The 18,193-nt window shown below is 44.7% G+C and carries 22 protein-coding genes and 5 tRNA genes; 22 read left to right on the plus strand and 5 right to left on the minus strand.

Annotated features, from left to right (window positions below; all coding sequences use genetic code 11):
• Positions 1-11 precede the first annotated feature (11 nt).
• Together thiE and DS891_RS18165 are read left to right on the plus strand one after the other, a co-directional pair.
• A complete protein-coding gene (gene thiE / locus DS891_RS18160; RefSeq protein WP_174170550.1) occupies positions 12-1,535 on the plus strand; it encodes a thiamine phosphate synthase in 1,524 nt (507 codons plus the stop codon).
• Positions 1,528-2,277 carry a HesA/MoeB/ThiF family protein gene (locus DS891_RS18165; protein WP_174170551.1) on the plus strand — a complete coding sequence of 250 codons (750 nt, stop codon included), beginning with the start codon at positions 1,528-1,530 and terminating at the stop codon, positions 2,275-2,277. Before thiE ends, DS891_RS18165 begins: the two co-directional genes overlap by 8 nt.
• A 23-nt stretch (positions 2,278-2,300) precedes the next feature.
• Here the strand turns inward: DS891_RS18165 and asd are convergent, their stop codons facing one another.
• Together asd and rsgA are read right to left on the minus strand one after the other, a co-directional pair.
• Positions 2,301-3,167: an archaetidylserine decarboxylase gene (gene asd, locus DS891_RS18170; RefSeq protein WP_045965938.1), complete on the minus strand. Its 867-nt coding sequence runs from the start codon at positions 3,165-3,167 to the stop codon at positions 2,301-2,303.
• A 97-nt stretch (positions 3,168-3,264) separates the two neighbouring features.
• Positions 3,265-4,317 (minus strand): small ribosomal subunit biogenesis GTPase RsgA, encoded by a 1,053-nt coding sequence (gene rsgA / locus DS891_RS18175; protein ID WP_010607089.1) that lies wholly within the window; start codon positions 4,315-4,317, stop codon positions 3,265-3,267.
• A gap of 161 nt (positions 4,318-4,478) precedes the next feature.
• Between rsgA and orn the strand changes: the two genes are divergently transcribed.
• From orn to alr, 20 genes are all read left to right on the plus strand, one after another.
• A complete protein-coding gene (gene orn / locus DS891_RS18180; protein ID WP_010607090.1) occupies positions 4,479-5,024 on the plus strand; it encodes an oligoribonuclease in 546 nt (181 codons plus the stop codon).
• A 244-nt stretch (positions 5,025-5,268) separates the two neighbouring features.
• Positions 5,269-5,344, plus strand: a tRNA-Gly gene (locus DS891_RS18185).
• A gap of 128 nt (positions 5,345-5,472) precedes the next feature.
• Positions 5,473-5,548: transfer RNA gene (locus DS891_RS18190), tRNA-Gly, on the plus strand.
• 194 nt (positions 5,549-5,742) lie between these two features.
• Positions 5,743-5,818: transfer RNA gene (locus tag DS891_RS18195), tRNA-Gly, on the plus strand.
• Between the two features lie 114 nt (positions 5,819-5,932).
• Positions 5,933-6,008 (plus strand) — tRNA-Gly (locus tag DS891_RS18200).
• Between the two features lie 48 nt (positions 6,009-6,056).
• A tRNA-Gly gene (locus DS891_RS18205) sits at positions 6,057-6,132 on the plus strand.
• 206 nt (positions 6,133-6,338) lie between these two features.
• On the plus strand, positions 6,339-6,680 hold the full coding sequence (gene rpsF, locus DS891_RS18210) for a 30S ribosomal protein S6 (RefSeq protein WP_010368810.1): 342 nt from the start codon (positions 6,339-6,341) through the stop codon (positions 6,678-6,680).
• Between the two features lie 38 nt (positions 6,681-6,718).
• Positions 6,719-7,048, plus strand: a complete 330-nt coding sequence (priB, locus tag DS891_RS18215; RefSeq protein ID WP_010368809.1) for a primosomal replication protein N — start codon at positions 6,719-6,721, stop codon at positions 7,046-7,048.
• Between the two features lie 11 nt (positions 7,049-7,059).
• Positions 7,060-7,287 carry a 30S ribosomal protein S18 gene (gene rpsR / locus DS891_RS18220; RefSeq protein WP_002962753.1) on the plus strand — a complete coding sequence of 76 codons (228 nt, stop codon included), beginning with the start codon at positions 7,060-7,062 and terminating at the stop codon, positions 7,285-7,287.
• Positions 7,288-7,322: 35 nt separating this feature from the next.
• Positions 7,323-7,775 (plus strand): 50S ribosomal protein L9, encoded by a 453-nt coding sequence (rplI, locus tag DS891_RS18225; RefSeq protein ID WP_010368808.1) that lies wholly within the window; start codon positions 7,323-7,325, stop codon positions 7,773-7,775.
• Between the two features lie 435 nt (positions 7,776-8,210).
• Entirely contained in the window at positions 8,211-8,624 is a 414-nt protein-coding gene (locus DS891_RS18230) for a type IV pilin protein (RefSeq protein ID WP_010607091.1), read from the plus strand.
• Entirely contained in the window at positions 8,608-9,066 is a 459-nt protein-coding gene (locus tag DS891_RS18235; RefSeq protein WP_010607092.1) for a GspH/FimT family pseudopilin, read from the plus strand. The genes DS891_RS18230 and DS891_RS18235 overlap by 17 nt, the downstream gene beginning before the upstream one ends.
• Entirely contained in the window at positions 9,057-9,479 is a 423-nt protein-coding gene (locus DS891_RS18240; protein WP_010607093.1) for a prepilin-type N-terminal cleavage/methylation domain-containing protein, read from the plus strand. The genes DS891_RS18235 and DS891_RS18240 overlap by 10 nt, the downstream gene beginning before the upstream one ends.
• Positions 9,476-9,964 carry a PilW family protein gene (locus DS891_RS18245; RefSeq protein WP_010607094.1) on the plus strand — a complete coding sequence of 163 codons (489 nt, stop codon included), beginning with the start codon at positions 9,476-9,478 and terminating at the stop codon, positions 9,962-9,964. The genes DS891_RS18240 and DS891_RS18245 overlap by 4 nt, the downstream gene beginning before the upstream one ends.
• Before the next feature lie 4 nt (positions 9,965-9,968).
• The gene (locus tag DS891_RS18250; protein WP_174170552.1) at positions 9,969-11,708 is read left to right on the plus strand and encodes a polymer-forming cytoskeletal protein; all 1,740 of its coding nucleotides are present in this window, start codon (positions 9,969-9,971) and stop codon (positions 11,706-11,708) included.
• Between the two features lie 373 nt (positions 11,709-12,081).
• Positions 12,082-12,633 carry an RNA polymerase sigma factor gene (locus tag DS891_RS18255; RefSeq protein ID WP_010607096.1) on the plus strand — a complete coding sequence of 184 codons (552 nt, stop codon included), beginning with the start codon at positions 12,082-12,084 and terminating at the stop codon, positions 12,631-12,633.
• Positions 12,626-13,105 carry a hypothetical protein gene (locus DS891_RS18260; protein ID WP_010607097.1) on the plus strand — a complete coding sequence of 160 codons (480 nt, stop codon included), beginning with the start codon at positions 12,626-12,628 and terminating at the stop codon, positions 13,103-13,105. Before DS891_RS18255 ends, DS891_RS18260 begins: the two co-directional genes overlap by 8 nt.
• 10 nt (positions 13,106-13,115) lie before the next feature.
• Positions 13,116-14,054 carry a DUF4097 family beta strand repeat-containing protein gene (locus DS891_RS18265; protein WP_102057612.1) on the plus strand — a complete coding sequence of 313 codons (939 nt, stop codon included), beginning with the start codon at positions 13,116-13,118 and terminating at the stop codon, positions 14,052-14,054.
• 124 nt (positions 14,055-14,178) lie between these two features.
• Positions 14,179-15,558, plus strand: a complete 1,380-nt coding sequence (dnaB, locus tag DS891_RS18270) for a replicative DNA helicase (RefSeq protein WP_174170553.1) — start codon at positions 14,179-14,181, stop codon at positions 15,556-15,558.
• 19 nt (positions 15,559-15,577) lie between these two features.
• Positions 15,578-16,660, plus strand: a complete 1,083-nt coding sequence (gene alr, locus DS891_RS18275) for an alanine racemase (RefSeq protein WP_010368798.1) — start codon at positions 15,578-15,580, stop codon at positions 16,658-16,660.
• 4 nt (positions 16,661-16,664) lie between these two features.
• Here the strand turns inward: alr and DS891_RS18280 are convergent, their stop codons facing one another.
• The 3 genes from DS891_RS18280 to zur form a co-directional block, all read right to left on the minus strand.
• On the minus strand, positions 16,665-17,096 hold the full coding sequence (locus DS891_RS18280; protein WP_102057611.1) for a secondary thiamine-phosphate synthase enzyme YjbQ: 432 nt from the start codon (positions 17,094-17,096) through the stop codon (positions 16,665-16,667).
• A 23-nt stretch (positions 17,097-17,119) separates the two neighbouring features.
• Positions 17,120-17,590 (minus strand): chemotaxis protein CheX, encoded by a 471-nt coding sequence (locus DS891_RS18285; RefSeq protein ID WP_010607100.1) that lies wholly within the window; start codon positions 17,588-17,590, stop codon positions 17,120-17,122.
• Positions 17,591-17,670: 80 nt separating this feature from the next.
• Positions 17,671-18,105, minus strand: a complete 435-nt coding sequence (gene zur / locus DS891_RS18290; RefSeq protein ID WP_010368795.1) for a zinc uptake transcriptional repressor Zur — start codon at positions 18,103-18,105, stop codon at positions 17,671-17,673.
• Positions 18,106-18,193 lie beyond the last annotated feature (88 nt).

An 18,193-nucleotide genomic window follows, 5' to 3' on the forward strand; every position in this document is an offset into this window, starting at 1 on the left:
AGGAGTTCTCTTTGTCACATATCGTTTGGAGTATTGCGGGTTCTGATTCTGGCGGCGGCGCTGGTATTCAAGCGGATATCAAAGCAACGCAGAGCTTTAATGTTCATTGTTGTACCGTAGTAACTGCGTTGACGGCGCAAAATAGTTTAGGGGTGGAGGCGTTAAACCCGGTTTCGACCACGGTTATCGACTCTCAGCTGACGGCGCTTTCGCAAGATATGCCTGCAACGGTGATAAAGATTGGTATGCTCGCCAATGTTCAGCAGATCCAACTGATTGCTGAACACCTCGAGCATTATAAAGCAACATGGGAAAAGCCGCCGCTTGTGGTTTATGATCCAGTAGCTATCGCGACCAGCGGGGATTCATTAACCGAAGAAGACACGGTGGATGCGTTAAAAACCCATTTATTACCGCTGGTGGATATCATTACACCCAATACACACGAAACTCAGCTGCTGACAGGCGTGTATTTGATAGGTCCTGATGCTGTCAAAGAGGCTGCTGCCAAATTGCGTGAATTCGGTGCAAAGTCGGTGATCATTAAAGGCGGTCATTGGGATTACCCAAAAGGCTACTGCATTGATTATGGCTTAGCGGATGATACCGAGTATTGGCTTGGCAATGAGAAAATTCAAACACCGCATAGCCATGGTACTGGGTGTAGTTTATCGTCAGTGATCGCGGCATGTATGGCCAAGGAGTACCCATTTAAAGATGCTTTTATTCTCGCTAAGGCATACATCAATGCAGGGCTAAAAGCGGCGATACGTTATGGTGAAGGCGTGGGCCCTGTTGCGCATACGAGTTTTCCTGTTGATCTCAATGATTACCCGCAAGTGATAGAAGCGGGCTCTTGGCTTGCTGATGAACTAGAGTTTGCATTACCTGAGGAGTTTAATTTTGCCGCTGGCTTTGCCAGCATTGACGACCCTATTGGCCTTTATGCCGTGGTGGACAGCGCTGACTGGGTGGAAAAGTGCCTTGCTTTAGGTGTCGATACGGTGCAGCTGAGAATTAAAGATCCAGAGCAAGCTAATCTCGAAGCTGAAATACAAACCGCCATTGCACTTGGACAAAAATACGATGCGAAGGTGTTTATTAACGACTACTGGCAGTTAGCGATTAAACACGGCGCTTATGGAATTCATTTGGGCCAAGAGGATATCGATAAAGCTAATCTTGTTGCCATCCAAGAGGCAGGGCTGCGCTTAGGCATTTCGACCCATGGTTTTTATGAAATGCTCAGGGCACATAACTATCGCCCTAGTTATTTGGCTTTTGGTGCTATCTACCCAACCACGACCAAAGACATGACCGGCCAAATCCAAGGGCTGGAAAAGCTGACACATTTTGTACCTTTGATGCAAAGCAGCTATCCAACAGTCGCCATTGGAGGCATTGATCTAAGTCGCGTGCCAGAAGTGGCTGCAACTGGCGTATCTAGTATTGCGGTTGTAAGAGCTATCACTGAGGCTCAAGACCCAGAGCAAGCTGTACTTGAATTAAAGCAAGCTATGGCGCGGCATGATTGAACTCAATGACAAAGAGCGGCTAAGGTATAGTCGCCATTTGCTGTTAAAAGAGGTTGGTGAGCAAGGCCAACTCGCATTGAAACAGGCGCATGTGGCTGTGATTGGCTGCGGTGGGTTGGGAAGTCCCGCGTTGTTTTACTTAGCGGCGAGTGGCATTGGTAAGCTTACTTTTGTTGATGACGACGACGTGGAATTGTCTAACTTACAAAGGCAAATTCTGTATAAGGTGAACCACCTTGGTCAGCAAAAAGCCAAAGCAGCAGGAAAGGTGCTGGCAAGTCTTAATAACGAGATCACACTAGTACCAATAAATGCGAGGTTGACCGATAAGAACGTCGCCGAGTTACTCCGTGATGCCGATATTGTCTTGGATTGCAGCGATAACTTTACTACCCGTTATTTGCTCAATAGGTATTGTCATCAAGCGAGCAAGGTGTTGATAGCTGGCGCTGCGATTGCCACGCAGGGCCAACTCATGTGCTTTGATTTTAGGGCTGAGTCACCTTGTTATGCTTGCGTTTTCCCTGAGGGTTCGCAAACACCAGTGGAGAGTTGTGACAACTTTGGCGTCATTAGTCCATTACTGGGGGTGATCGGTGCGCAGCAAGCTTTATTGACCATAAACGTGCTACTTGGACATCACCAAGGGAGCGTATTTTGTACGCTAGATGGTATGAGTTTGCAGCAAAAGCAGTATGGGCTCAGTAAAAACCCCGAGTGTGATTGTTGTGGCTTGAAGTAGTTTCAAGCCACTAATACAGTGGTCTACTCTGCTATTTTTGCGAAAGGCGTACCCATGCGTGTGACGGTCTCTGGGTTTTGGCCATCTAAGAACTCAGCCTTATTTGCCCCCCACGCTAAGATCACGGTAGAGCCAAGCTTAAAGCGACCCATCTCTTCGCCTTTTTTCAGCGTTATCGCGTTGTCACCTTCTGCTGGATATGTCCAAGTAAAGACATCTCTTCCGGCTGGTGGTGTCACTGTACCGGCCCAAATCGTCTCAATGCTAGCGACGATAGTTGCACCAACCAATACCATAGAAAGCGGACCAATCTCAGTGTCAAAAATAGCAACAACTCGCTCGTTACGAGCAAATAAATTAGGCACATTTTGCGCAGTAAGTGGATTTACTGAGAATAAGTCGCCCGGTACATAAATCATTTTACGAAGTGTGCCATCAACCGGCATGTGGATACGGTGATAATCCTTCGGTGCTAGATAAATCGTTGCAAACTTACCACCAACATAAGGCGCAACGTCTTCTTCTTTACCGCCTAGCAGCGTCTGTAAGCTGTAGTTGTGACCCTTAGCTTGGATAATTTGACCATCGACGACATCACCAAGTTGGCTGATTGCACCATCAACTGGGTGGGCAAGGATATCGCTATCTTCTGCCAAAGGACGGATCCCTGGCTTCAGTGGACGGGTAAAAAACTCGTTAAAGGTTTTGTAGTGAGCTGGATCTTCGTGCAATGCCTCGCTCATGTCGATTTTATATTGTTTGATAAACAGCTTAATTAGCTTTGTGGTTAAGGCGCCAGCTTCTGCTGCGGCAAGCTTACCAACCAAACGAGAAACCGCATGTTTAGGTAATGCATATTGCATGGCAATTTTTAGTTTATCCAAATTCACTTTTAACAGTTCCTAATTATTAGTCTTGTCACTTTCGGTTTTTGTATTGCGAAGTGACTATAGGGCTCAAGTCATTGAGCCAATTTAGCAAATATTATCAGACTCTCGGCGCGCGCGCACCTGCGCGGCCATCAGCCATAGATTCTAAAATACGATGGTAACTTTCAAAACGTAATTCGCTGATTTTACCTTCATCTACGGCTTCACGAAGTAAGCATCCCGGATCGTTCAGGTGTTTACAGTCTCTAAAGCGGCAGCCACCAATAAACTCTCTAAATTCTTTAAAGCACCAAGTGACGCGTTCCACGTCTAAGTGCCATAGGCCGAACTCACGGATCCCTGGGCTGTCGATCAGGTTTCCACCGGACGGCAAGTGGTGTAAGCGCGATACTGTGGTTGTATGTTGCCCTAAGCCGCTATTTTCGGAGACTTCTTTGGTGAGAATATCTGCATTGGGCAGTACCGTATTGACCAACGTTGATTTGCCAACCCCTGATTGTCCAACAAAAATGTTATTTTTGTCCTCAAGCATGTGTTTTAACTCGTCAATGCCTTCGCCTGATTTTGTACTGACTAACAGTACGCGATAGCCAAGCTCACGATATATATCTAAGACTTCATCAATATATTCGAGGCTTTCTTGGTCAAGCAAATCAATTTTATTGAGTAATAAAATCGGCTCTATCCCCATATCCTCACAAGCGACTAAATAGCGATCGATGATTTGAGGGGTGAATTCGGGCACAACGGCCGACACCATCAATATTTGGTCAATATTCGCAGCGACAACTTTCACACCGTCATAAAAATCCGGACGAGTGAGTTGTGTGCGCCTTTCATGTACAGCCTCAATTACGCCGGCTAAGTCACCATCACTGACCTTGGCACGACGAAAAATGACTTCATCACCGCAAACTAAGCTTGTTACGGTACGACGGATATTGCAACGCAAAACCTCTTGGTCTGTGGTTTCTATATCCGCATGTTGGCCGAAGCGGCTGATCACCACTGCGGCTTCTGTTGGCCCTAAGTTGTCGTTTTGCCATGAAACATCAGATACCTCTGTCTCTTTCGCTTTATCGATTCGCTTCTGATGATTGGCTCTAATCCGACGGGATTGGCCTTTACTGAGTTTCTTTTTCTTTGCCATGTTTATAATCTGTTTAAGCTTTGGCGTGCAGAGCGTTCAAATTTAGGCTATAAATCAATAAAACGCCGCGCATGGTAAAAAAAGCTTTAGGTCGAGTGTTTAAACTAATATGATATATCTAATTGCATTGGATCTAAAGGAAAGTACCGCTAAGGTAAAGTATGACTTTTCATGAATCAAACTTGATCTGGCTCGATCTAGAGATGACGGGGCTAGAACCGAAAACAGATAAAATCTTAGAAATCGCGACGGTGATCACAGACGGTGATCTCAATGTTTTAGCTGAAGGTCCAGTAGTGGCAATTCATCAAAGTGATGAGCTGTTGGACAATATGGATGAGTGGTGCACCAATCAACATGGTCGCTCAGGTCTGACTGCTCGCTGTAAAGCGAGTAAGTTCACGGAAGCAGATGCAGTTAAGCAAACACTAGATTTCCTTAAAGAGTGGGTGCCGCCAGGTGCTTCACCAATGTGTGGTAACTCTATTGGTCAAGACCGTAGATTCCTCAACAAATACATGCCAGAGCTAGAAGCTTATTTCCACTATCGCAATTTGGACGTCAGTACGATAAAAGAACTTGCGAGACGCTGGAAGCCTGAGCTATTGGGTGAGATAAAGAAAAAAAGCTCTCACTTAGCACTGGATGATATCAAAGACTCCATCATGGAGCTGAAAGTTTACCAAGAAAAATTCTTCAAAGTTTAAAAAACACTTGCAAAGCAAATTTTATCTTGTAGAATCCTGCCCCGCTTGAGATGACAAGCCTTGCGGGGTTTCTTGAGCATTAATAAAGCAGTATAAGCTCAGCTGTTATAGGTAAAACGCGACCTAGCGTAGTTACCGAACAATATAGAGCTAAATATTGTGATGCGGCACTAGCTCAGCTGCTAAAACGTTAGACGCGACCTCAAGGTTGCGCCCAGCGGAAAACTAAGAGCTATATCGGAATGCGGCACTAGCTCAGCTGGTAGAGCGCGACCTTGCCAAGGTCGAGGTCACGAGTTCGAACCTCGTGTGCCGCTCCAAACTTCTCAGTTTATATTCGACTGGAAAAATAAAGAATATGATGTGATGCGGCACTAGCTCAGCTGCTAAAACGTTAGACGCGACCTCAAGGTTGCGCCCAGCGGAAAACTAAGAGCTATATCGGAATGCGGCACTAGCTCAGCTGGTAGAGCGCGACCTTGCCAAGGTCGAGGTCACGAGTTCGAACCTCGTGTGCCGCTCCAAACACTTGCTTTAGGTGTATAAACTAAAAATGAAATGCGGCACTAGCTCAGCTGCAGTAGGTAATCAACGCGACCTTGCCTTTATTACCGACAACGTAACGAGCTAACTATGGAATGCGGCACTAGCTCAGCTGCTACAGGTAAGGACGCGACCTTGCGTTATTATCGACAACATAATGAGCTAACTATGGAATGCGGCACTAGCTCAGCTGGTAGAGCGCGACCTTGCCAAGGTCGAGGTCACGAGTTCGAACCTCGTGTGCCGCTCCAAACACTTACTTTAGGTGTATAAACTAAAAAATGTGATGCAGCACAGGCTCAGCTGCTACAGGTGAAGACGCGACCTAGCGTAGTTACCGACAAATCCAGAGCTAAATATGTGATGCGGCACTAGCTCAGCTGGTAGAGCGCGACCTTGCCAAGGTCGAGGTCACGAGTTCGAACCTCGTGTGCCGCTCCAAACTTCTCAGTTTATATTCGACTGGAAAAATAAAGAATATGATGTGATGCGGCACTAGCTCAGCTGGTAGAGCGCGACCTTGCCAAGGTCGAGGTCACGAGTTCGAACCTCGTGTGCCGCTCCAACTCTCCTAAATATCCTTGTTTTTCAATCACTCTAAAAAAACCTTGCAGATATAGTCTTATTCCACCAATTTTTCATAACAAACTGATTGCTTAATTTTAATGCTACGCGTAAAATACGCGCTCTTTCGGCCTTACTATTATCGTTCCTTGCCTTACCCCGACTGGCCGAAACGGGACAAGGCTATACTAACCGTAAGGAATATCCATGCGTCATTACGAAATCGTATTCATGGTTCACCCAGACCAAAGTGAGCAAGTACCTGGTATGATCGAGCGTTATACTGGTGCTATCACTGAAGCTGGCGGTACTATTCACCGTCTAGAAGACTGGGGTCGTCGTCAACTGGCTTACCCAATCGAAAAGCTTCACAAAGCACACTATGTTCTATTGAACGTTGAAGCACCAACTGAAGTAATCAACGAGCTTGAAACTTCTTTCCGCTACAACGATGCAGTGCTTCGTAACCTAGTTATGCGTACTAAAAACGCGGTAACTGAAGCGTCTCCTCTTGCAAAAGAAGAGAAAAAAGAAGCAGCTTCTGCTTAATCGTTGTTGATTTCGGATTTGACTAACCTTTCGAGGTAATGGTGAGTAATCAGGTTGACCTGTATACCAATCAATATCTGCTTTCGGGCGTGATTTGTAAAACACCTAAATTTAGTCAAAGCCCAGCTGGGATCCCACATTGCATATTTGTACTTGAGCACAAATCAATGCAATTAGAGGCTGACCTTACTCGAAATGCCTACGTGCGTATTCAAGTGGTTGCCAGTGGAGAACAGTTCCGAAACCAAACTGAGCATTTATACGTTGGGCAAGCATTACAAGTTCGCGGTTTTATAAATCGCCACGAGAGCCGAAATGGCTTGAGTCAGCTGGTATTGCACGCACAACATATTGAAAGAATTAATTGAGGAAATTACTCATGGCACGTTATTTCAGACGTCGTAAGTTCTGCCGTTTTAAAGCGGAAGGCGTACAACAAATTGATTACAAAGATCTGGCTACTCTTAGAAACTACGTAACAGAAAGTGGCAAAATCGTACCTAGCCGTATCACAGGTACTAGCGCTAAATACCAGCGTCAGCTAGCAACTGCTATCAAGCGTGCTCGCTACCTAGCCCTTCTTCCATACACTGACTTACACAAGTAAGCAGCTGATTACTAGTTTTTAAAAGGTGTAGAGACATGCAAGTTATTCTACTAGACAAAATTGCAAACCTAGGTAGCCTAGGTGATCAGGTTAATGTTAAATCTGGCTTCGCACGTAACTTCTTATTCCCTAAGGGTAAAGCAGTTCCTGCAACTAAATCTAACATTGAAACTTTCGAAGCACGTCGCGCTGAGCTTGAAGCGAAAATCGCTGAAGAGCTAGTTGCTGCACAGGCACGCGCTGAAAAACTAGAAGCACTAGCTGAAGTAACTCTAGTTTCTAAAGCGGGTGACGAAGGTAAGCTATTCGGTTCTATCGGTACTCGCGATATTGCTGATGCTATCTCTGCAGTAGGTGTTGAGGTATCTAAGTCAGAAGTTCGTCTACCTCTTGGTACTATCCGTGAGACTGGCGAGTTCGATGTAGCTATCCAAGTACACTCTGACGTTACAGCTACGATCAAAGTAATCGTAATTGCTGAAGCTTAATTTTTAATTGAGCTTAAAAAAGCCGTGTATTTTTATGCACGGCTTTTTATTCACTTAATTTACCTAAATGCGCCCGTATACCGGATAGTAAAAGCTTAGCTAACAGATGTTCTTAATGCTGAATGTATTGAATTTAAAAATATTAGCTTTGTTGTTATCCCAATCTTAGGTTGAATTAAGTAACCCCTCGAAGAAAATCATAATAATAATCTTATTCATACCAATTTAAGGTGTGACATGGATGATCCTCTCGCTCAAAGTTTGCCTTATATCAAAAGGTAATACTGTTGTAATGTGGTGTAATAAGTTTCCTTTTTAGAAACTTTCGCTCCATGTTATGTTTACATATTATAGGTTAATCCTTTTCTTTGTCTTTTGTCTGTCATAAAGTGGAATAAAATGACAGCGCTATCAATTTAGTGGTGGAATAATTAAATGTCGGTAAATAAAGGTTTTACGCTTACAGAGCTATTAATTGCGGTTGCAATAGTGGCGATCACAGCCAGCGTGGCATATCCGTCATATGTGGAATACGTTCAGGATGGACGTCGTTCGCAAGCACAACAGCAAATGTTGGAAATGGCAGGTGTGATTGAGCGCATATATAGCCGTAATAGTGGCTACCCTGATGCGAGTTTACTTACAGACCTGCCTGAGTCTAAATTCTACACGTTTAAATATATTCCCACTGATAAACCAAATGGCGCAGTTGGGCAATACCGTAACTTGGGGTATCAATTTACAGCTACGCCAATAGCGGGAAAAGCACAAGCGGCTGACAGGTGTGGTGTACTAAGTATCAACCATCTTGGTGAACAGGGACCGAAGAACAATGACTGCTGGCAATAGATATTTAGGGTTTACCCTGCTTGAGCTGCTTATTTCCATGGCAATACTTGCAATTTTAGCTTCGATAGCTGCGCCAAGTTTTATAAAGCAAATTCAGCAAGACAGACTCACGACGCATGCTAATCAACTGCAGGCGGTATATCGTCTGGCCCGCAGTGAAGCGGTTCGACGAGAGCAGCAGGTGTCACTGGTCGTAGAGGACAGCGACTGGGTTGTGAAAACCAATGAAAATGGCCAATTGACCGAAGTAGGGCGGTTTTCTATTAAACATAGCTCGATAGAAGTGGCACTTGCCGATCAAGTTGTGCGTGAAAGTGGCGAAGTGCTGGCAACAAACAATATATTGATTACCGACAACATTGCCAATACTCAGGATTATCGTTTATGTGTATTGGTCAGCGGTCAAAGTTGGTTAGCTGAGGCGGAACAAAATTGCAGTTAAGTAAGGGGTTTTCTCTCATTGAGGTCGTGGTGTCGATGTTGGTGGCTGGGTTAATGTTGCTTGGTTTGGCTGCGACGCAGCTTAAGTCATTACAGTTTGCCTCCAATAGCTTTCAATACACAATGGCGTTAATTCATGGTCAAAACGCAATTGAGAGAATATGGCCGTTGTTATGTGAATTGCAACATAACAACAATGATATGACGCTCGCCAATCCACTTATTCAACAGCTGCATCCTGCGGATAGTCGCTTTACGTTAGTGTTGCCTGCGACCTATAGCAATAACATGCAGCTTACGGTGAGCTGGGAAGATAAGCGAGTAAAAAACCCTGCTGAAAACCAAATTTCTTTAACTACCAGTTACCCAGAGGTTGCGGACACTTGTTCTCCGCCGGCAGGAGGGGGCTCATGAAACAGATAAATGGGTATACCTTACTGGAACTCATGGTTGCTATGGTTGTGGGGTTGGTATTGGTTATGGGGATTGCAACGTCGTACACGTCGATAAAAGAAACGGTGACGACAAGCCAGCAGCTTGCAACATCGCAAGAGATTGTTCGCTATACCAATCGAGTGATGATGCGCAGCATCAAGCAAACTCAGGAAGTCCCTACTGTGACGGCGACCGATATTACGATCCGCCAATTGGCAGGGGTCCCCGCTTGTGATGGCAGTGTCCCCATGGTTGACTACACTGAGCGCTATTTTTTACAAGATGGGTATTTAGTGTGCGATCGCGGCACGGGTGATATCAATCTTTTGAAGGGGGTAACTGGACTCACATTTGCAACCGATGCCAGTGGTCAGTTAATTACAGTCACAATACAGGGTAGTAGTTTTCCGACACAATATGGTGCAGGCATACAGATGAATTTTTACGCTGGATTAGGTAGCTAATACAATGAAACAACAACAAGGTTTTACACTGGTTAAAGTGATGCTGCTCGGCGGCATGGCTAGCGTTGTGGTATTCGCTTCCCTCAAGGAAGGTGTAGTACAAGAAAGATTAAGTGGTAACTTCCAAAAAGACATTAATGCAAGATTAGTGGCTGAACAAGGGATCAGAGAATATCGTCAAAAGCTGGATGCGGCGTTAAGTGGCAATCCGCAAGACGTCAATGCGCTGATAAATGGTATAAACAAAACGGGTAGCGGTGCAGTTCCTGATTCGCAATATCAGATCTCGGTTAATGCCAATGGCAATGAGTTTGAAATCGAAAGCTTAGGTCAACGTCATGGTGAGCACGCGAACCATCGGCTAGTTGCGCGCTTTGAGTTACAGCCAGCGGCGAAAGAGTCCATATTCCAAAATGCGGTTACTGGCTGTAAAGGGGTGAATCTATCTGGTAGTGGCTCTGTCGATAGCTATGACTCATCGAAAGGCACTTACGAAGAAACAAAAAGCCATGATGGTGATGTACACACTGTGGTAGGCGATGCAGATGTGGTGCTATCAGGCCACTCTCCGATTAAAGGTGATGTTGAAGCATCTGGTGTGATTTACTTAAAAGGCTCTTCACCGATTTTGGGTGACGTTAGGTCAAATACCGGGGTAGATATTTCGCCGTCATCGAGTGGTATTCGAGTGGAAGGTAATGTCTATAGCCGCGGCTTTTTCACGCATAGAGGCGGAAAGATCCAAGGTTATGTACGTGCAATGGGTGACGCGAAAATGGAGTGGGGCGCTGAGATCCTCAACCAAAATGGCGATGCGTTCGATATTCAATATACTGGCAGCGGTCAATTTAAAGATACTGGCTTGCAAGTTCAAGATGGTGTGCATTACTCCGATGCTAAATTTAGAGTCGCAGACTTAGTGGTTGAACCGGTAAAAGTGTACGATCCAGATTCTCCCGGCTACGACCCAGCAAGGCCAAATAAAGAATGTGATCCTTTGGCGTTGCCTTTTAATATGGATAGCATTATCGATCCTCGTAATCGATTCACTCCTCTAAATGTAGGCGCGCAACAAATCTTGCACTTTAAACCTAAACAGGCCGTGTACGAGCGTAATGGCTCAAGTGTGTATGTTGCAAAAGAGCACACCATTTATTTGTTCCAAGGGGTAGATCAGAATCTCGGCACAGCGACAGAAAAAACGCAGCTTGCGTTCCCTTTTAAAGGGTTGAAGTTAGGATCTGACGGAAAAATAAAGATCTCTGGTGGCGATGTGATTTGGTTGATTGATGGTGACCTCACATTAACTGGCGACACCCATATCTGGATAGAAAAAGAAAGTTCTTTGACCGTGTTCACTACCGGCAAAGTTTCTATTGGCGCAAGTGCTAAGGTTATTGCTGAGCAAGAAGGCTTAACCAAGAAGAGCAAACTGCCGGTATTTAGTGTGTATTCTTCATTTGATGGCCCTAATGGTTTTGTATTTAGCGGCGCATCGTCACTATATGCTGCTATTTATTCACCGTTGACTTCTATTCTGTTGAACGGCAGTGGGCAATTGTACGGTACAGTTCGAGGGGCATCGATTACTGGTACCGGTGGTACAGGGATCCACTTTGATCAAGCATTAAAAAATGCAGGCATTGGCGTGCAGCCGCCGGGACAAAAGCCGACATTGGTCTTTAAGGGCTGGCACTACAAACCGTACCAAGTTGCCGATGAGAGTGAAGCTAATACCAATTGAATTAATTCTCTAATCAATTTGAAGGGTGAAATAGCATATTAGCTTCGTTAAAAATTTCTCATTTAGAACAACTAAATAGCAAAATTTTTGCCTTGCTACTAAAGCTATTTCTCCGCTTCAAGATAGATCATTTACTTAATACAACTGGTATAAAAGCGCTGAGTAACTTTCCTAAGTGGAGCGCCAACGCTCCACTTTTGCTGCTAAATAAAAAAGTAAAAATTTTTTCAAACCCCTTTAAACCATTTCTGATTTCTCTCGCGTCTAAATAAGTACTTTATAAAAAAGTAGAAATTGGCAATTGAGCGTTGGTGACTTTGTTTGTTCCATTCGATATGCGAAGATGAAGGAATCAACCCAAAGGAACAGACGCATGATAATTAATGCCAAAGAGGCATTTACACAAGAACAAACCGATGCGCTAGTGGCTAGGTGCCAGCAAGGGGATCAAAGTGCATTTCGCGAACTATTTGAGCAACATCATCGTCGCGTATATGCATTATGTCTTAGATTGCTCGCTGAGCCTGCTCATGCAGAAGATGCATGTCAGGAAGTTTTTGTGCAATTGTGGCAAAAGATAGACCAATTTAAAGGGCAATCACAATTTACGACTTGGCTTCATAGTGTGACCAGTAATATTGCTATCAGCTATCTTAGAAAGCAAAAAAACTGGTTACAAAAGGTCGTAAGCTTTGAGCAGTCCGGTCTGGATGAGCAAGGTGCTGAGCAGCTAGGAGAGCTAAATGGCTTAGATAAACTCATTGTCAGATTGCCAGAACGTGCCAGGTTGGTTTTCGTATTACATGCTGTCGAAGGGTATCGCCACGAGGAAATTGCCAATATGTTAAACATGGCCGTAGGGTCGAGTAAATCGCAATATCACCGAGCACGTAACTTATTACAGGAGTGGTACAACAATGACTAAACCATCTTTTGATGAATTTATGCATACCGCACTGAATGACGAACAGTCGCAGCCAAAGCCACAACGTGACTTATGGCAAGGCGTTGAGCGTGCAATCAATCAAGCACAACCGATGCAGCCGCCGAAGCAAAATAATTGGCAAAAGTTATCTGGTATTGCGGCGTGTACTATTGCGGGCTTACTTGCTTGGCAAGTCATTATGAATCAGCCCAAGCAAGACTCACTGGCTAACATTAGCGCTTTTTTTGAGCAGCAAAAGCAGTCTTTACTGGTTCAATATGAAACGCAGCCAGCGCTGACTTCTGATTGGCAGACACAATTGCAAGAGCTCGAGCAGGCGGAACAAGCGATTAAGTTGTCTTTAAAGCAAGATCCTGAGAATGCTGCGCTGTTAAAAATGTTAGCTCAGGTTTATCAGCAGCAACTCGACTTAATCAATAAGGTTCACCAACCTCGTTGGCAACAAATTTAGGAGAATTAGGATGAAAGCATTAATTATTGGCCTAGCGGCGCTACCTGCAATAGTGTTCGCTGGAGAATCTATCGATAAAGAACTGTCGGTTCCTGCAAATGGTAAAGTTGTCATCGAGAATCAGCGCGGTGACGTAACGATAAAAACATGGGATAAAAACGTTTTTAAAGTGACAGGCGAGTTAGACGATAAAGCCGAGGGTTATAAACTAGAAACCTCTGGTGAGGTAACCGAGTTTATCGTGAAGATGCCAAGACGCTATAAAAGTTGGGGCGGTGGTGATGGCTCTAAACTCACCATTTACATGCCTCGTAGTAGTGAATTAAATTTTGAAGGGGTGGTAGTTGACGTTGAAGCTGCTGATTTAACGGCGGGCGCCCGTATCAAAACAGTCAACGGCAATATTAAAGCGAGTAAAATCAGCGGTAAAATTGCATTAGAAACGGTAAATGGTGATATTGATAGTCGTGACTTAGATGGCAATATTCAGTTTGAAACCGTCAATGGGGACATTGAAGATATCGCTTCGAGCGGTAAGCTAAGATTTAACGCCGTTAATGGCGAAATTAAAACGCAAACCACCGCAACCGAGCTGCGCTTAGAAAACGTCAATGGCGAAGTCGAGTTGAAGATGGCTGAGTTAAAAGACTTACGCTTATCTACCGTTAACGGCGAAATAGCAGTATATGCAGCAAAGTTACTGGATAACGCCAATATAAATATGGACAGCGTTAGTGGCGATATTGAGCTTTATTTCCCTGCAGATGTATCAGCAAGGTTTGAAATCAACGCGCATTCAGGTGGCCATATCACCAATGAGCTAAGTTCAGATCAAGTTAAAAAAGCCAAATATGGCCCAGCTCGTTCACTCGAGTTTGTGCTTAACGGTGGTAATGCAGATGTAGAAATCGATACTGTTAGCGGCAATATTGAGCTAAAGCGTAACTAGTGAAGCAATAGAGCAGTAAGAACAACAAAAGGCCAGAGTTTCCCCCAAACTCTGGCCTTTTGTTATTTGCACTTATGGGTAGACCAGATACAATAGAGGGCCTTCAATTTCTCAATGTTGTGATATGGCTAAACCAGATATACAAGTCGATACCTTAAAAGTTCCACCGCACTCAATTGAAGCTGAGCAATCTGTGCTCGGTGGCTTGATGCTAGATAATGAAGCCTTCGACCGTGTTGCGGAATTGGTGGTGTCTCATGACTTTTATACCAGAACCCACAAGCTGATCTTTGAAGCGATGGAAAAGCTGGTAGAGCTTAGTCAACCTATCGACTTAATCACGATTTCTGAGAATCTAGAAAAGAACAATCAGTTAGAAACCATAGGTGGTTTCTCCTATCTTGCTGAGATTGCTAAAAACACGCCAAGTGCTGCAAACATTGATGCATACGCGAGTATCGTCCGTGAGCGTGCGGTTGTTCGCGAAATGATTAGTGTGGCGAATGAAATAGCAGAGGCTGGCTTTAATCCTGAGGGACGAGATAGCCATGAGCTGTTAGATTTAGCTGAGAGCAAGGTATTTAAGATTGCTGAGCAGCGCACTAAAAGCACTGAAGGTCCGCAGAGTATTCACAGCATCCTAGAGAAAACCGTTGATAAAATTGAAGAACTTTACCAATCTCCACAAGATGGTGTTACCGGGGTAAGTACAGGCTACGGCGACTTAGACAAGATGACAGCAGGACTACAGCCTTCTGATTTGATCATTGTTGCAGCGCGTCCGTCGATGGGTAAAACCACATTTGCGATGAACTTGGCTGAGCATGCCGCGATGACGCAAGATAAGCCAGTACTGATCTACTCGCTAGAGATGCCTTCAGAACAGATCATGATGAGGATGCTCGCCTCACTCGGCCGTATCAACCAAACCAAGGTACGTACCGGTCAATTAGATGATGACGATTGGGCACGTTTGTCATCCACCATGGGCTTACTGATGGAAAAGGGCAAGATGTACATAGATGATGCATCCGGTCTTACGCCAACAGATGTGCGTTCACGCGCGAGACGAATTGCGCGCGATCACGGTGGGATCAGCATGATCATGGTGGACTACTTGCAGCTCATGCGCGTACCGAGCCTTTCGGACAACCGTACGCTTGAGATTGCTGAAATTTCTCGTTCATTAAAGGCACTAGCCAAAGAGCTGCAGTGTCCAGTTATCGCGCTTTCTCAGCTTAACCGTACGCTAGAACAACGTGCAGATAAACGCCCAGTAAACTCTGACTTACGTGAATCAGGCTCTATCGAGCAGGATGCCGACTTAATCATGTTTATTTATCGTGATGAAGTTTACAACGACGATAGCCTAGACAAAGGCACGGCCGAAATCATCATAGGTAAGCAACGTAACGGTCCGATCGGTAAGGTTAGGTTAACCTTCCAAGGTCAATACTCTCGATTCGATAACTATGCGGGTCCAGCAATGGACGACGAATATTAACTGTCAATTGAGTAGTGAAATGCGACTAGCAAGTGCTGAAATCGATTTAACCGCGCTGAGAGAAAACCTACAGCTAACACAAAAACTGGCGCCAAAAAGTAAGATTATGGCGGTACTTAAGGCCAACGCTTATGGTCATGGTTTGGTTAAAATAGCTCAGCATTTGCAAGATGCGGATGCATTCGCTGTGGCGAGAGTTGATGAAGCGCTCGCGCTTAGAACAGGTGGCATCACTAAACCAATTGTCTTGTTAGAAGGTTTTTTTCATCCTTCTGATTTACCTATTTTACTTGCCAATAATTTGCAAACCATAGTGCATGACATTTCTCAGCTTGAAGCCATTGAGCGTGCTAATTTAGATGCACCGCTCACAGTGTGGCTAAAAGTAGATACCGGTATGCATCGTCTCGGCGTTGAGCCTGAAGAGTTTGAAGCGTTTTATGCTCGCCTTAAGCGATCAAAAAATGTTGCTGATAAAATCCACTTAATGACACACTTTGCTTGTGCCGATGATATCAAAGACAATAAAACCGAAGTACAGCAAGTACTATTTAAGTCGTTAGTTGGCCAAAGTCACGCACCATTGTGTTTGGCAAACTCCGCGGGGATCATAGGTTGGCCAGAATCTCATGGCGACTGGATCCGTCCGGGCCTAATGCTTTATGGCGTTTCACCTATGCTTGCGCGTGTTGGCCAGCAACACGGTTTAAAGCCCGTCATGCGCTTGACTACTAAAGTTATTGCCATCAAGCGGGTGAGAGCACATCAGGCGGTAGGTTATGGCGGACGTTGGCAATGTGAACAGGACACCTATCTTGCCGTTATTGGTGTTGGCTATGGAGACGGTTATCCCAGACACGCTAAAATTGGCACTCCGGTGGTTATTGGTAACCAGCGTTACGGTATAGTCGGCACCGTGTCTATGGATATGATCAGTGTGAATATTGGTGACAATTCTAATGGCATTCAAGTTGGTGAAGAAGTAGAAATGTGGGGACCAAACCTGCCCGTAGAAGAGATAGCGCAATGTGCAGATACGATTCCATATGAGCTGCTGTGTAACGTCACCCCAAGAGTAAGCTACGAATACATCGAAGGCTAAGCGCCTAGCCTTTTCTGTCACCTTGAAGCGTTGCGATAACGCGTCTTGCACCACCATGGTCACGATGCTCACCGAGATAAATACCTTGCCAAGTACCTAAACGCAGGCGGCCCTCAGAAATGGGAATGGTTACTTCACATCCTAAGGTGCTGGATTTGATATGTGCTGGCATATCGTCATCACCCTCATAGTCATGGCGGTAGTAGCTTTGCCTCTGTGGTACAAAATGATTAAAGTGGCTTTCCATATCCATACGTACCGTAGGGTCGGCATTTTCGTTAATTGTTAGGCTGGCGGAGGTGTGTTGTATAAACAGGTGCAGCAGCCCTATACGATAGTCATGTAGTTCAGGAAGCTGCGAGATAATCTCGTCGTCTACCAAGTGAAAGCCTCGTTTTCGAGGCTTCAAGATAATTTGTTTTTGAGTCCAACTCATAAAGTAACGTGTGTTTTTAACTGTTAGGCGAGTTTGTCGAAGCTGACTTCGATATTGGCATTACCGTCAGGAGAGGTGAATGGCATAATAAGTTTAGGACCATCACATTTATGAGTGATGGTATGGCCTGGGCCTGAAACGACAACCGGTGTTGCCATATCAAACTCGTAGCCTTTTTCGCCGAGCAGGTTTTTAGCACCGCCAGTGACCATATTGGTGATTTCACCAACCATATCAGTGACGTCTTCATTTATGGAGTCTGGGCGTTCACCAAGCATACGCTCCATAATGGTTAGCGCTAAGTTTTCTTCAAAGGTGATCGAAAATGACCCTTTTGTCTGTGGACCAACCATACCAATCAGACCCGATACATCACCTTGTGCGACTTCGTCTTTCTTCACTTTTGGCTTACCCGGCGTCAATTCTGTTTGCGCCATTGTAGCCAATACATTGATTAGAGATGATAAAAAGGGGTTGATGAACTCTACATTCATATTGACTTTCCCTTACGCTTTTTTAATAAATTAGTGTCGCTCTTAGTGATAAGTGTAGTGGGCTTTTTTACTCACTGCACTTAATCTTTACATTTTTCGCAACGGCCATGAGCCTCGATGGTTTGCTCTGTAACCACAAATCCGGTTTCCGCAGCTAGGCTGTTCAGTTCATGCGAAATCGTGTTTGAATGTAACTCTTGAACGTTACCGCAACTATCACAGATCAGTAACTGCACTGGATGTGTGTGGTCGAAGTGATGGCAAAGCATAAACGCATTAGTGCTTTCTATTTTATGGATAAAACCCAACTCAGAAAGAAAGTCTAAGGCACGATATACGGTAGCTGGTTTTGCAGCCGCTTCCGTCAACTTGAGCTCTTCAAGTAAGTCGTATGCGCCAACGCCACCTTGTTTAGAGGCGAGTAGTCTAAATACTTTTTCTCTAATAGGAGTAAATCGTGCACCACGGTTGTCACATACTTGCTTGGCTTTGCTAACTAGTAACTCTATATTCATGATTCAAAATCCTTACACTGCCTTGCAATACTAACATATTATTTTTATTAGTCTTGTGTTTACCCAGATTTATTATCTTAAGTGGATA

Origin of the sequence: Pseudoalteromonas sp. JC28 (genome assembly GCF_013319255.1) — a bacterium.
In the GTDB taxonomy this organism is placed as follows: domain Bacteria; phylum Pseudomonadota; class Gammaproteobacteria; order Enterobacterales; family Alteromonadaceae; genus Pseudoalteromonas.

Coding starts and splice junctions, on each gene's coding strand:
- DS891_RS18165 (WP_174170551.1), top strand. CDS start 1,528: ATGATTGAACTCAATGACAAAGAGCGGCTAAGGTATAGTCGCCATTTG.
- rsgA (WP_010607089.1), bottom strand. CDS start 4,317: ATGGCAAAGAAAAAGAAACTCAGTAAAGGCCAATCCCGTCGGATTAGA.
- orn (WP_010607090.1), top strand. CDS start 4,479: ATGACTTTTCATGAATCAAACTTGATCTGGCTCGATCTAGAGATGACG.
- rpsF (WP_010368810.1), top strand. CDS start 6,339: ATGCGTCATTACGAAATCGTATTCATGGTTCACCCAGACCAAAGTGAG.
- priB (WP_010368809.1), top strand. CDS start 6,719: ATGGTGAGTAATCAGGTTGACCTGTATACCAATCAATATCTGCTTTCG.
- rpsR (WP_002962753.1), top strand. CDS start 7,060: ATGGCACGTTATTTCAGACGTCGTAAGTTCTGCCGTTTTAAAGCGGAA.
- rplI (WP_010368808.1), top strand. CDS start 7,323: ATGCAAGTTATTCTACTAGACAAAATTGCAAACCTAGGTAGCCTAGGT.
- DS891_RS18230 (WP_010607091.1), top strand. CDS start 8,211: ATGTCGGTAAATAAAGGTTTTACGCTTACAGAGCTATTAATTGCGGTT.
- DS891_RS18235 (WP_010607092.1), top strand. CDS start 8,608: ATGACTGCTGGCAATAGATATTTAGGGTTTACCCTGCTTGAGCTGCTT.
- DS891_RS18245 (WP_010607094.1), top strand. CDS start 9,476: ATGAAACAGATAAATGGGTATACCTTACTGGAACTCATGGTTGCTATG.
- DS891_RS18250 (WP_174170552.1), top strand. CDS start 9,969: ATGAAACAACAACAAGGTTTTACACTGGTTAAAGTGATGCTGCTCGGC.
- DS891_RS18255 (WP_010607096.1), top strand. CDS start 12,082: ATGATAATTAATGCCAAAGAGGCATTTACACAAGAACAAACCGATGCG.
- DS891_RS18260 (WP_010607097.1), top strand. CDS start 12,626: ATGACTAAACCATCTTTTGATGAATTTATGCATACCGCACTGAATGAC.
- DS891_RS18265 (WP_102057612.1), top strand. CDS start 13,116: ATGAAAGCATTAATTATTGGCCTAGCGGCGCTACCTGCAATAGTGTTC.
- dnaB (WP_174170553.1), top strand. CDS start 14,179: ATGGCTAAACCAGATATACAAGTCGATACCTTAAAAGTTCCACCGCAC.
- alr (WP_010368798.1), top strand. CDS start 15,578: ATGCGACTAGCAAGTGCTGAAATCGATTTAACCGCGCTGAGAGAAAAC.
- DS891_RS18280 (WP_102057611.1), bottom strand. CDS start 17,096: ATGAGTTGGACTCAAAAACAAATTATCTTGAAGCCTCGAAAACGAGGC.
- DS891_RS18285 (WP_010607100.1), bottom strand. CDS start 17,590: ATGAATGTAGAGTTCATCAACCCCTTTTTATCATCTCTAATCAATGTA.
- zur (WP_010368795.1), bottom strand. CDS start 18,105: ATGAATATAGAGTTACTAGTTAGCAAAGCCAAGCAAGTATGTGACAAC.